Origin of the sequence: Butyricicoccus pullicaecorum, assembly GCF_002160355.1 — a bacterium.
Classification (GTDB): Bacteria; Bacillota; Clostridia; order Oscillospirales; family Butyricicoccaceae; genus Butyricicoccus; species Butyricicoccus pullicaecorum.
Window position 1 is genome coordinate 15,392 of record NZ_NFKK01000004.1, and the last position, 12,362, is coordinate 27,753.

At 56.3% G+C, this 12,362-nt stretch carries 14 protein-coding genes, 1 tRNA gene and 1 other RNA gene; 8 read left to right on the forward strand and 8 right to left on the reverse strand.

Annotation, left to right across the window (positions count from 1 at the left end; translation table 11 throughout):
- Window positions 1-217: 217 nt before the first annotated feature.
- The 3 genes from B5F17_RS04690 to B5F17_RS04700 form a co-directional block, all read right to left on the reverse strand.
- A tRNA-Gly gene (locus B5F17_RS04690) sits at window positions 218-293 on the reverse strand.
- Between the two features lie 353 nt (window positions 294-646).
- Complete coding sequence (locus B5F17_RS04695; protein WP_087371347.1) at window positions 647-1,105, reverse strand: NADH-quinone oxidoreductase subunit NuoE family protein; 459 nt, start codon at window positions 1,103-1,105, stop codon at window positions 647-649.
- Window positions 1,068-1,919 carry a PfkB family carbohydrate kinase gene (locus B5F17_RS04700; protein ID WP_162608078.1) on the reverse strand — a complete coding sequence of 284 codons (852 nt, stop codon included), beginning with the start codon at window positions 1,917-1,919 and terminating at the stop codon, window positions 1,068-1,070. The genes B5F17_RS04695 and B5F17_RS04700 overlap by 38 nt, the downstream gene beginning before the upstream one ends.
- A gap of 218 nt (window positions 1,920-2,137) precedes the next feature.
- On the opposite strand from B5F17_RS04700, the gene B5F17_RS04705 reads away from it, so the two are divergent.
- The 5 genes from B5F17_RS04705 (at window position 2,138) to B5F17_RS14600 (ending at window position 5,284) form a co-directional block, all read left to right on the forward strand.
- Window positions 2,138-3,445 (forward strand): glycoside hydrolase family 10-like protein, encoded by a 1,308-nt coding sequence (locus B5F17_RS04705; RefSeq protein WP_087371352.1) that lies wholly within the window; start codon window positions 2,138-2,140, stop codon window positions 3,443-3,445.
- 28 nt (window positions 3,446-3,473) lie between these two features.
- A complete protein-coding gene (locus tag B5F17_RS04710; protein ID WP_016148954.1) occupies window positions 3,474-4,184 on the forward strand; it encodes an acyl-[acyl-carrier-protein] thioesterase in 711 nt (236 codons plus the stop codon).
- A gap of 60 nt (window positions 4,185-4,244) precedes the next feature.
- On the forward strand, window positions 4,245-4,553 hold the full coding sequence (locus tag B5F17_RS04715) for a hypothetical protein (protein WP_087371355.1): 309 nt from the start codon (window positions 4,245-4,247) through the stop codon (window positions 4,551-4,553).
- On the forward strand, window positions 4,537-4,974 hold the full coding sequence (locus tag B5F17_RS04720) for a HEPN domain-containing protein (RefSeq protein ID WP_016148952.1): 438 nt from the start codon (window positions 4,537-4,539) through the stop codon (window positions 4,972-4,974). The genes B5F17_RS04715 and B5F17_RS04720 overlap by 17 nt, the downstream gene beginning before the upstream one ends.
- Before the next feature lie 124 nt (window positions 4,975-5,098).
- Complete coding sequence (locus B5F17_RS14600; RefSeq protein WP_143287672.1) at window positions 5,099-5,284, forward strand: hypothetical protein; 186 nt, start codon at window positions 5,099-5,101, stop codon at window positions 5,282-5,284.
- Between the two features lie 64 nt (window positions 5,285-5,348).
- On the opposite strand, the gene B5F17_RS04725 is transcribed toward B5F17_RS14600, so the two are convergent.
- On the reverse strand, window positions 5,349-6,575 hold the full coding sequence (locus B5F17_RS04725; RefSeq protein WP_087371358.1) for an HAD-IA family hydrolase: 1,227 nt from the start codon (window positions 6,573-6,575) through the stop codon (window positions 5,349-5,351).
- Between the two features lie 93 nt (window positions 6,576-6,668).
- A complete protein-coding gene (gene malQ, locus B5F17_RS04730) occupies window positions 6,669-8,477 on the reverse strand; it encodes a 4-alpha-glucanotransferase (RefSeq protein ID WP_275532114.1) in 1,809 nt (602 codons plus the stop codon).
- A gap of 3 nt (window positions 8,478-8,480) precedes the next feature.
- Here malQ and trmB point away from each other — a divergent pair, with 3 nt between their 5' ends.
- A complete protein-coding gene (gene trmB, locus B5F17_RS04735) occupies window positions 8,481-9,137 on the forward strand; it encodes a tRNA (guanosine(46)-N7)-methyltransferase TrmB (RefSeq protein WP_016148948.1) in 657 nt (218 codons plus the stop codon).
- A 423-nt stretch (window positions 9,138-9,560) separates the two neighbouring features.
- Here the strand turns inward: trmB and rplT are convergent, their stop codons facing one another.
- The 3 genes from rplT to infC all read right to left on the reverse strand — a co-directional run bounded on the left by rplT (window position 9,561) and on the right by infC (window position 10,727).
- Window positions 9,561-9,914, reverse strand: a complete 354-nt coding sequence (gene rplT, locus B5F17_RS04740; RefSeq protein WP_016148947.1) for a 50S ribosomal protein L20 — start codon at window positions 9,912-9,914, stop codon at window positions 9,561-9,563.
- Window positions 9,915-9,955: 41 nt separating this feature from the next.
- Window positions 9,956-10,153, reverse strand: a complete 198-nt coding sequence (gene rpmI, locus B5F17_RS04745) for a 50S ribosomal protein L35 (protein WP_016148946.1) — start codon at window positions 10,151-10,153, stop codon at window positions 9,956-9,958.
- A gap of 64 nt (window positions 10,154-10,217) precedes the next feature.
- On the reverse strand, window positions 10,218-10,727 hold the full coding sequence (gene infC, locus B5F17_RS04750; RefSeq protein ID WP_040333040.1) for a translation initiation factor IF-3: 510 nt from the start codon (window positions 10,725-10,727) through the stop codon (window positions 10,218-10,220).
- A 532-nt stretch (window positions 10,728-11,259) separates the two neighbouring features.
- Here infC and B5F17_RS04755 point away from each other — a divergent pair.
- A complete protein-coding gene (locus B5F17_RS04755) occupies window positions 11,260-11,544 on the forward strand; it encodes a DUF1292 domain-containing protein (protein ID WP_016148944.1) in 285 nt (94 codons plus the stop codon).
- Window positions 11,545-11,569: 25 nt separating this feature from the next.
- A non-coding RNA gene (ssrS, locus tag B5F17_RS04760) (6S RNA) lies at window positions 11,570-11,767 on the forward strand.
- Window positions 11,768-12,362 lie beyond the last annotated feature (595 nt).

Here is a 12,362-nt window from a genome sequence, read left to right on the forward strand (position 1 = left end):
GAAAAAGCGCCGTCCGCAGACGGCGCAATCCCCGGCGCGCAAAGCGCGCTCATAAGCCCCGACCCGCTGGATCGGGTCTTTTTTTGCGGCTTGCGCCGCTGTCCGGATCGTCGCTGGCGCTCCTCCCGGAAAACCTCCGCCGCGTCTCAAAAAAACAATCTGAGCTAACCCCCGGACAAAACGAAAAAGACCACTCTTTTCAGAGTGGTCTTTGATTTGGAGCGGATGACGAGGCTCGAACTCGCTACCTCCACCTTGGCAAGGTGGCGCTCTACCAGATGAGCTACATCCGCATTTCTCTGTGTTGTTCGCTCGGAACGATGTTTATTATATCAGCGTTTCCGGGGAATGTCAACATAAATTTTCAAGTTTTTTAAAAAATATTTTTGGGGTGGGAAGGGGGAATTTGGAGGGATAAAAAAAGAAACCAATCCGGTGGGTTGGTTTCTATGAGCGCACTTTGTGCGCGGGGGAGTTTCGCTCGCTGCGGCGAGCGATTAAAACGAGAGTTTATTGATTCCCGGGGCGGACACCGGGAATCAAAGGGGGATTCCGCGCTCTGCGGAGCGCGTCTCAGGGCTCCGCCCTGAGAACCCGCAGCCTTTCGAGAAAGGCTGGCGAAAGCTTCCTTGATTGGTGCGGTGGTTTAGGCGTTTTTCAGAATCTCTTTGAGTTTCTCCAAAGTCATTCCAGTCATGAGCTGGCCATCCACGCGGACGTTAGGCGCTGTGCGGCATGCACGCTGGCAGCCAACCGTCTGATACATCCATTTTCCACCCAGAAACGTCTTTCCGGGTTTTGCGCCCAGTTCATCTTCCAGATATCGATGGATGCTTTTACCCTCTCGGCTGCAATTGACACCCTGGCACACGGTCAGGGTATGGCTTGCACCCGACAACTTCAAATCCGAGATACGTTTTGCCACGGCCTGCAAGTAGGTGGGTTTGACCCCCAGCACTGCGCCGATCTCCTGTTGTGCCGCAGCGTCCAGCATACCGCCGCATGTCTGCTGTGCTTCGCGCAGGCAGCTCAAAAGTGCGGACTGATCGCTCGGTGCGCCCTGGTTTTTATAGTACAGTGCGATTTCCTGTAAAGTTTCCTTCATCGTACAACCTCCAAAGTTGTGGTTCCAAGATCACGCCCCACTGCGGCTGGCTGTCCATCTGTGCGGTTGCGCGGATGCACTCGCACACGAAGTTTGCCGCGCAGCTGGCTGCGTCTCTGAGCAAATCCCCGCGCAGGAGGGAACCGGTCAGCACGGCGGCGAACAGATCGCCCGTGCCCGGATAGTATGCCCCAATTCGGGGGTTGGTCACGGTCTGGACGGTGTCGTCCTGACCGCACAGAGTGAAAACCGTCGTTTCGTCTCCAAGTCCGGTCAGCACCGTGCGCGTCTCGTACCGCTCACACAATCTATGCACCCAGTCCTCGGCCTCGGTCATGCTCTCCGGGGTTGTATCCGCCGGCAAGTCCAGCAAGACCGCCGCCTCGGTGACGTTTGGGGTGATATAGTCGGCCATGTGGCACAGCTGCCGCAGGCTATCGACCAGTTCCGGGGTGCAGATCTTATATAATTTGCCGTTGTCGCCCATGACCGGGTCGACCAGCAGGATACCATCAGGCTGTTTGCATACCGCGGCACGCCGCACGCACTCCACCTGTGCCGGTGCGCTCAGAAAGCCGCTCAGCACCGCGTCAAAGCGCAGTCCCAGCGCCTCATACTGTCCGAGTGCGCCCGAAAGCCAATCGGTCAGGTCCTGTGTCACAAAGCCGGGAATGCCCGCGTGCGAGGAGTAGACCGCGGTCGGCAGGGGTATGCACTGGTGACCCATCGCGGTCAGTGCGCTCATCGCCTGCGTCAGTCCCGCCCGGCCGACGGCCGACAGGTCATGCAGGGCAAGTGCCTTTTTTTGTTCCATTTTATCCCTTCTTTTCCGGGTATTTGCTTTCTTTCCAGCATACGATTTTTTAGAAGCTGCGTCAAGCCCCTTGCGAAATTCCGGGCAAAATGTTAGGATGAAAGAGAGCTTTCCCGCGCAGCCCGCACCCGGCTGCGCCGGGTAATTTGTTTTCATGGACCGTTCGAGGTTTCACCTTTTCGAGCGGTCTGCACGACCCTGGCATCTTAGGAGGTACTATGAAACGATCTTTCCGTTTGCTCGCACTCGTTCTCGCGTGCGTGCTCACCCTGATGACCCCGGCGTTCGCTGCCGGTACGCCCTCGGCTTCCGAGGAAATGCGCGGCGTTTGGGTGTCATCGGTTTACAATCTGGACTACCCCTCGTCTCCCACCACCGACCCTGACAAGCTCAAGGCAGAAGCCGACGAGATTCTGGACAACTGCGTCAAGTGGGGACTCAACGCGGTCTTTTTACAGGTCAGACCGTCGGGCGATGCGCTCTACAAGTCCGATCTGTTCCCGTGGAGCAAATACCTGACCGGTTCGGTCGGCACCGCTCCGCAGGACGGTTTCGATCCGCTCGAATACTGGGTCGAGGCTGCCCACAAGCGCGGTCTGGAGCTGCACGCGTGGATTAACCCCTACCGCATCACCCGCGGCAAGGATACCGAGTGGAATTCTCTGCCCAGCACCCACCCGGCCAAGATGAACCCCTACTGGGTGGTCAAGTACTCGGACGGCAACTACTATTTTAACCCCGGTATCCCCGAAGTACGCGACCTTGTGACCCGCGGCGCGGTCGAGATCGTGCAGAACTACGACGTAGACGGTCTGCACATGGACGACTATTTCTATCCGGGCACCGATTTTAACGACGCTGCCACCTATCAGAAGTACGGCAGCAGCTTCTCCAACATTGCAGACTTCCGCCGCGACAGCGTCAACCAGCTGGTTGCCCAGCTGGACACCGCCGTCCACAACATCGACCCGGACATCCAGTTCGGCATCAGCCCGTCGGGCATCTGGGCGAACAAGTCCACCGACCCCCGCGGCTCCAACACAAACGGCAGCGAGCACTATGTCTCGAGCTACGCCGACAGCCTGTATTGGATCGAAAACGGTCTGGTCGACTATATCATCCCTCAAATTTACTGGGAGATCGGTCACAAGCTGGCCGACTTCGCCACCCTGGCCGACTGGTGGAACGATGCTGTCGCAGGCTCTGACGTTCATCTGTATATTGGTATGGGCGCGTACCGCTGCGCGGACAACCCGACCGGCGTGTGGACGACCACCGCCCCGCTGTTCGACAGTCTGGCATACCTGGAAAACAAGGACAACGTCGGCGGCTGCGTCTTCTTCCGCTACGGCTCCATCCCGGCGGTGTCCGGCATGGCCGACCGTCTGACCAGCTGGTACAGCACGGTGCACAACGAGAACACCGCGCCCAATCCATCCAACCCGGGCGGCAATAGCTCGAGTTCGCTTAATGGCGGGGACTTCGGCAGCATCCTCTCCCAGTTCCTGCTTTCTATGATTCAGTAAATGATTCAGTAAGAAGGTTTTTTGCATCATGCAGCTCATTTTTGACAAGGATTACGAACTGACATACAGCCACATTGACTGGCGCGGTACCGCGCGTCCGTCGGCGTATTTCGACTTCATGCAGGACGCAGCCACCGTACACGCGCGCAGCTGCCACCTTGACCGCGACGACATCGGCGCACTGTGGGTGCTCTCGCGCATGCACGCCGAGTTCACCCGCCCGCTCGCACCGTACGACACCCTGCGCGTGACCACCTGGTGCGCGGGCATCAAAGGCCCGAGCTGGCTGCGCGCGTTCGAGTTCTCGGTCGACGGTCAGCCCGCCGGCCGGGCGATGTCCAGCTGGGTCATTCTGGACGCCGAGACCCACCGCATCCGCCGTCCGACCACCGTCCCGCAAGCCGCAGACTACGCCTGCGAGGCGCGTGAGACGCTGCCCATGCCGGGCAAGCTGGACGTGTCCGGTCTGTCCCTGCACCACACCCACCCCATCCTGTATTCCGATCTGGACGTGAATGGTCACCTGAACAACGTCCGCATTGCGGCACTGGTGTCCGACGCACTCGACCTCAGCGAACACGACTTTGTGCGCTCGCTCCAGATTAACTACACCGCCGAAACCCCTGCCGGTCTGACCCTGTCCCTGTACGCCGAGCGCACAGACGACACCTTCCGCGTGCGCGGTGAGGCCGACGGTCAGACCCGCTTCGAAGCCGCAGGCACGTTCGGACGACTGTAAAAAAACAACTTTCAGCCCGGTCAGACCCGACCGGTCGATGCGGAAAGGAGGCTTCTCTCTATGGCATTTGCCGACGAGATCACCCAGACCATTCGAGGCGTTTGCCGTCCCCTCGCCATCATCCTGTATGGCGAAAAGCGCACCCTGTCCACCGACAAGCTCAAGGCAGCCAGCGTGTGCATCATCGTGCCCAACGATACCGACAAACACGCCTTGCAGCATACGCTCTATCTGGCCATCGTTGCGGACGTTCCGGTCAATCTGACCCTGTACACCGTACAGGAATGGGACGCGCTCACCGAGGACGAGACCAGCTATGCTGCCTGGATCCGACGGAAAGGGCGGGTGCTGTATGAGCAGGGCGCGTAAAGGCGGACGGGACAGTCTGTACTACTACAAATGGCTGGACAAGGCGCTTCTCGACCTGCAAGCCGCGCGCATTCTGATGACCTGGAACGGCGACACCTGCAACATCGCCTTCCACTGTCAGCAGGCCATTGAGAAGGCGCTCAAGGGGTACTTACTGTTCAAGACCGGAAGGCATTTCGACGGTCATAACCTCACCTATCTGTGCCGTCAGGCCGTCCAGCAGGACGAAATGTTCACCGAATGGCTGGACGAGAGTGCGGCGCTCAATAACCTGTACATTGAAACGCGCTATCCGACCGACTTACCGGTCGCGATTGATGAGCATGCTTGCAGACAGTATTTTGCCATGGCGGAGAATATGTTCGCGGCGATTCGACAGGAATTGTATGATGAGGGAAGACCGCATAAGATTAAGAAATAAGGACGCACCAATCCCGCCCGCAGGCGTAATGAAAGTTTCGCCAGCCTTTTCAAAGGCTGCGGGTTCTCAGGGCAGAGCCCTGAGTCGCCCGTCGCAACGGGCGAAACTCCCCCTTTGATTCCCGGTGTCCGACCCGGGAATCAATCAAACCAAACAAAAAGGAAAGACCAACCGGATGGTTGGTCTTTCCAGAGAATTGCGCGACCTGCGGGTCGCGCTTTTTTTGTTCTTTTTGGTTGATTTTCGCAAGAGCGAAAATCAAAAAGGGGATTCCGCGCTCTGCGGAGCGCGTCTCAGGGCTCTGCCCTGAGAACCCGCAAGCCTTTCGAGAAAGGCTTGAGCGAAAGCTTCAATTGGGGGTGCGGTGCTTTGGCTTAATAGCCCAGCTCCTCGCCGACAACCACGATTTCGTAATGACTCATTCCCGTCGGGGGAGCCATCACGACAGTCATTGCACGGCAGATACGCTCGGGGCTGCGGCAATCATGGCACTTACCATCGACTGCGCACGGGGTTCTCTTATTGAGTCTCTTTGCATTGAGCGGTGCGGCGATCTCTCTTGCGCGGCGCATGGCGCTCGTCAGGTCGGGTGCCAATTTATTGATACCGCACACGACGTAGCACGCGTCAAAGCCATGTACCGATGCTGCGATGCGGTTGCATGCGCCGTCGATATTGACGGTCTCGCCGGTTGCGGACAGGGCGTTCGCAGAGGTCAGGAACACGTCGCCCCCCGGCAGCTGGTCGCCGCCCTTCCAGTGCCAATGCACGTCGGCCTGGTCTTTGAGCTGTTCGTACACGCCCAAGCCGTCCAGGGTCATAGAACCGCCGAAGCCGATCTTCTTGCCCTTACACTGGCTGACGATGTAGTCGGCTGCCTGTGCTGCCGTCGCGCAGAACGTCCAGGTAAAGCCGTTACGCTCAAAGGCCTGCATGGCAGCGTCGAGCTGCAAGCGGTCAAGCAGCTGAATGAGGTCTTCGGGACGCTCGACGATGTGGTCTGCGCCAGCTTCCAGGAGCGAAGCGCGGTCGCGGAAGCCCCACAGGGCGCCGATTGCGGTCACGCCCGCTTTCTTAGCCGTCTGCATGTCAACGTCGCTGTCGCCGATGTACAGAATCTCGTCCGGCTGCACGCCCAGCACACTCATAACCTCCTGCGTAGAGGTCGGGTCAGGCTTGCGCGGTACGCCCGGACGCTCGCCGAAGGTCAGCGCCATATCGCCCGGGAAGTAATGGTTTACCAGGCGGCAGGCCGCTGCGTGGTACTTATTGGACAGCACGGCCATGCGCACGCCGCGGCGGCGGAATGCCTCGATGACCACCGGCATGCCCTGATAGGGATGGGTGCGCTCAACCAGATGCTCGTCGTATGCGCTCTGGAACTCTGCAAGGCACGCGTCAACCATTGCCTTGCCTGCATTCTTCGGCAGGCTGCGCTCGATCAGCTTGCGCACGCCATTGCCCACGCGGCTGCATACGTCCTCCTCGGTCAAAAGCGGGAATCCGTGATGCCGCAGGGCGGTATTGACTGCGCTCGTCAGGTCGCCCAGGGTGTCCAGCAGCGTACCGTCCAGATCAAAAATCACTGCTTTGATACTCATATTCTTCTCCTTATTATTCGTGGCAAAAGCGCACAGACGGATGTGGCCGCCTGTGCGCCTGATTTCCGGCAGATATGCGGGGTGGTTTTCCAGTCAGGACTCGAACCGCGTCAAAAACGCGTTCGCCTTGCGCAGCAGCGCCAGCTGCTCACGCACGTCCGTCCAGTATTTGCGTGCGCCGTAGTCCATGTCCGGCGTGACCTCCTGTACCTCGACCTCGTCCAGCGGGGTGCTGTCAAAGACAGCCGGTACCGGATGATAACGGCGGTTGACCTCGGTCACGTGGTGCAGGAAGGCTGCGACATCGCGGTTGATGCCCTCCTTGCGCACACGCCACGACCAGTTGCCGCCGACCGTTGACGGAATGTTCATGCGTGCGTCCGCGCCCAGATTCAAAAGGTCTTGCATGGTGGTCATGGCGATGGATGCGGGCGAGGCAAAGAGCGTACGGATGGCCGACCACGCCATCGGCTCGCGCTCGTCCCAGCGGATGTATGCCTTGGCAAAGTCCGCGTCCTCGGGCTCGCAGATGTCCAGAATCTGTTCGCAGATGGACTGTGAATCGTGGGTCGAGGTGTAAACGATCGAGTTTACCGGGTAGTTATGCGGCATGTGATCGTTGTCGTCAAAGCGATTGAACGCGAAGATCATCACGCGCATGCCCGGGAAACCGGTGCTGCGCAGCAGTGCGCGTACTTTATCGGTCATCACGCCCAGGTCTTCCGCGATAATGGGCAGCTCGGGGACTGCGGCATCCAGTGCGCGGAACAGCTTCATGCCCGGGCCCTTACGCCATACGCCGTTGATCGCGGTCTCTTCGTCCGCGTCAACCTCCCAGAACGACTCAAAGCCGCGGAAATGGTCGATACGGATGACATCGAACAGGTCTGCGTTCTGCTTGAGTCTCCAAATCCACCATGCGTAGCCGGTCTTCTCGTGTGCCTTCCAGTCATAAACCGGATTGCCCCACAGCTGACCGGTCGCGGAATAGTAATCGGGCGGTACGCCTGCGACCTTCTTGGGCTTAAAATCAGCGTCCACCTTGAACAGCTCGGGGTGCTGCCAGACGTCGGACGAGTCGGGCGAGACGTAAATCGGGATATCACCGATGATGCGCACGCCTGCGCGGGCGGCATAGGCTCGCAGCGTCGCCCACTGGGCAAAGAACACTGCCTGAAGGAACACGCGGAAGTCGATCTCGTCCTTGAGTTCCTCGCGTACGGCTTCCAGCGCCTCGGGCTCACGGTGCAGGATGTCGGCATCCGGCCATTCCCACAGCGGTGCACCCTCGTACTTCTCTTCCTTGAGCGCCATAAACAGCGTGTAATCCTCAATCCAATCGGCTGCGCTCTCGCGGAATGCCTGCACGGCTTCCATGACGCGCGGCATCTTCTGGGCACGGGCATAAGCCAGGCGCAGAAGCGGATAGCGTGCGGCGATCAGCGGGACAAAGTCCACCTTGTCGGGGTTCCAGTCCTCGTCGGCTGCCTCGACCTCCTCTTCGGTCAGCATGCCGTCTGTCACCAGCTTGTCGAGGTCGATCATCAGCGGATTGCCTGCCGCTGCCGAGTAACACTGATAGGGCGAATCACCAAATCCGGTATGCCCAAGCGGCAGAACCTGCCAATAACGCTGGCCTGCATCGCGGAGAAAGTCAACGAAATCGAACGCCGCCTGCCCAAGCGTGCCGATACCATGCGGGGAAGGCAGCGAGGTGATGTGCATGAGCACACCGCTCGAACGGTCAAATGACATTGAAATTTCCATCCTTACCTTGTGAAATGGGACAATACTGGTATTATTATAGCGTTTACCCAGAAATCTGTCAATTTTACCTTGCCAAGAAATGCGCCGGTAAGATATAATAAATGGCAGAAAAAACTTCGATTTGGAGGAATGCAACGCATGAGAATGCGCAAAAAAAAGAACCTTGACGTGCGCTTTGAACGATGCGCTTCGGTCATGGTATCCGACCCCCGTGCAGTACGCGGCAAGTGGCGCGAAAAATTCGGCAACGACAACCCCATCCGTCTGGAAATCGGCTGCGGTAAGGGTCGATTCATTCTGGAGACTGCCCGCCGCAACCCCGACATTAACTTTGTTGCCATCGAGAAGGAAGAGGGTGCGCTCATCATGGCCACCGAGAAGGCCATCGCAGAGGAGCTGCCCAACCTGCGCTTCCTGTCCTTCGATGCGGCAGCGCTGAATGAGATCTTTGCCCCCGGTGAAGTCTCGCTCATTTACCTGAACTTCTCCGACCCCTGGCCGCCCAACCGTCAGCGCAAGCGCCGTCTGACCTGGCGTGCGTTCCTGGCAGTATACGACGAGATTCTGGAAGAGGAAGGCGCGATCTTCTTCAAGACCGATAACCAGAGACTGTTCGAGTGGTCGCTCGGCGAGCTGTGCCAGAATGGCTGGCTGCTGCAAAATATCTCGCTCGACCTGCATAAGTCGGATTATGATAATATTATGACTGAGTATGAGGAAAAATTCTCGGCTCAGGGCTATCGGATTTACCGCGTCGAGGCCAGAAAGCGCATCGAAAAGAATTTGTTAAAGTAAGCACCGCACCCCTATTGAAGTTTGGATCAAACCTTTTCAAAGGTTTGCGGAGTCTTGAGGCAGAGCCTCAAGTCGCGTCCCGCAGGACGCGAAATCCCCTCTTGATTTTCGCTTTTGCGAAAATCAACCAAAAAGAAAACAAAAGCGCGACCCGCAGGTCGCGCAATTCTCTGGAAAGACCGTCCGAAGGGACGGTCTTTCCTTTTTTGTATGTTTAAGTTGATTCCCGGGTCGGACACCGGGAATCAAAAAGAGATTCCGCGCTCTGCGGAGCGCGTCTCAGGGCGCTGCCCTGAGAACCCGCAAGCCTTTCGAGAAAGGCTTGAGCGAAAGCTTCATTTCGCCCACGGGGCGGGATTCCGTTTATCGGGGCAAAAAAAGAGGACGCGTTACACGTCCTCTTTCTATTTCACGCTCTGAAACTTAGAGTGCAGCCTTTGCCTTCTCGACCAGTGCGCAGAATGCAGCGCTGTCGTTTACAGCCAGCTCGGACAGCATCTTGCGGTTGATCTCGATGCCAGCCTTCTTCAGACCGTTCATGAAACGGCTGTAGTTGATGTCGCAAGCCTTGCAAGCTGCGGAAATACGGGTGATCCACAGACGGCGGAAGTCACGCTTCTTGTGCTTACGGCCGATGTAAGCGTACTTCAGCGACTTCATAACCGCCTGGTTGGCAGTTCTAAAATGGGTGGACTTTGCACCAAAGTAGCCCTTGGCACGCTTCAGAATCTTCTTTCTTCTCTTGCGCGACATCATCGCGCCCTTAACTCTTGCCATTGTATGTTAGCCTCCTGTTATATTCTCTGTTGAAAAACGGTTTACGCGTAGGGCAGCAGACGCTTTACCTCTGCTACGTTGGTCTTGTCTGCGAAGCCTTCCTTGCGCAGGTGACGCAGGCGCTTGGTGTTCTTCTTGGTCAGGATGTGACGGCGGCCAACATGAGCGCGCTTGATCTTGCCGCTCTTGGAAACCTTGAATCTCTTCTTTGCACCGCTGTGCGTTTTGATCTTAGGCATGTTATTTAACTCCTCTCTGTGTATCGCATCCGTTTGTTTTGAAAAAGGGGATGCACCTCTGGGTTTACTTATCCTTCTTGGGGGCCAGGAACATGTGCATGTGACGGCCTTCCAGCTTGGGCTGCTTCTCTACCGCGCCGAACTCCGTGCACTGTTCTGCAAATCGCTGCAGCAGCTCCAGACCGATGGAAGAATGGGTGACCTCGCGGCCGCGGAAGCGAACGGATACCTTGACCTTATCGCCGCCCTTGAGGAAACGGCACGCATGACCTACCTTGACCTTCAGGTCGTTTACGTCAATGCCCGGGGTCAGGCGGATCTCCTTGATCTCTACCACGCGCTGATTCTTGCGCGCTTCCTTCTCGCGCTTGGCCTGCTCAAAGCGGAACTTGCCGTAGTCCATGATGCGGCAAACCGGCGGCTGCGCCTGGGGAGCGATCTTGACCAGATCCATGCCTCTCTCAATGGCGATATCAAGCGCCTCTTTTGCGGATACGATACCGAGCTGCTCACCGTCGTCGGCAATCAGACGGACTTCTTTGTCGCGGATCTCTTCGTTGATCTGATGTTCCATGCTGCTAATAGCGAATGCACCTCCTATGGTGTGAAAACGAAAGGTTGATTTTGACATGAAAAAAGGACAGCCGCTGCTGTCCGTCACTCGTTCACAAATCCCCGCGCAGGTCAGACTTTCCCGAGGAAAGCTCTGGCAGGAAAATAACATTGTGAACCCGTTTGCGGATAGCTGCGGGTGAAGGCAGACACGAACACGCGCCTTTCGCCTTACTTTATTGTTGCTAGATTAGTATAATCGGCTTTTTACCGTTTGTCAAGTGTATTTTATGTAATTTTTGTCCCGCTCAATGTAAAAAATGGAAAAAATGCGCAAAATGACGGTTTTGCTTGACAAATCCCGACAAATATCGTACAGTTATACCCTAAGTCGGGTGGTTTTTACGGCTTCCAGCACCATCCTTCAGGAAATTTTCTATGACTTTTTCCCAAAAACTTATTGAAAATTACGCCGGATTCGGTTATCCTGATGTTGGAAGGAATACCTGGCCGCCACGCGGCATAGAATCTTACTACATGGAGGTTCACGCATTATGAGCGAGCAGTTCGGCAACGATTACGTTGTCCTGACCGACGAGGACGGCAACGAAGTTGAATTTGAACATATCGATACCGTCGAAGTAGACGGCACGATGTATATGGCCTTTATCCCGGCAGAACTCGCCGTCGATGAAGAGGCCGAGGTCGTCATCCTCAAGGTTGAGGAAGAGGACGGCGAAGAAGTCCTGGTTTCCGTCGACAACGACGAGGAAGCTGACCGCGTTTTCCAGATCGTTATGGAGCGCGTCGAGGACATGTACGAGGAAGACGGCGAATAAGCCCTCTCCTCCCTTACTCCGTTAAGACCCCCTGCAATGTTTGACAGCAGCCTGTTTTAAACCCACATTATGTAATCGGGATTCCGAAAATCTTCCCCTGACAAGCGCAGGCCTCCCGCGAATCAAAAGCGGAAGTTGGAAGCGCAGCGGCTTGGGATAGGAAACCCACCTGCCGAGTCGTGCAGGTTATTATTATGGGCTGCATCGGCAAAGCGGGGGTTCTTTTATTTTTTTGCGAAATTTCTGTTTCGTCCTCTTTGGTTCGTATTTTGATACATCGTTCGGTATCGCGCATAGTTGCGACACGATCTCACCTTTTTTGTGCGCCTTCGACGAGATTTCCGAAAAACTTCTTATAAAGTTTACATAAAATTCATTTGATTTCGACTTCCTTTTCTGGTATACTATACAAGGAAAGAGGGAACAAGAATCTCTCTCCCATGTACATCATAAAACCGAAAGGAGGATGAGACCATTATGTTAATGACCAAGATTCGCCCCCAGCGTCCGGACACGCCCGATATTGACGACCTGATTTACGGCAAGGACTCCGAAGAGAGCACCAAGTAAGTTCGTCTCGTAAATGGCTTTTTTCCACGCTGGGCACGATGTCCAGACGTGGTTTTTCTTTTTTGTAATAAAATTTCGCGCCCGGCCTTCCCGCTGTGCGGCGCCTGATGATATGATAAATAAAGAGATGGAAAAGCGTTCGGACGACCGATGCACCAGTTCCAGGCGGCTGCCCTGTGCAGTCCGTCAAAACCAAAGAAAAAAAGAAAAGGACAGTCTATGTGAGACTGTCCTTTTTGTTTGCTTAT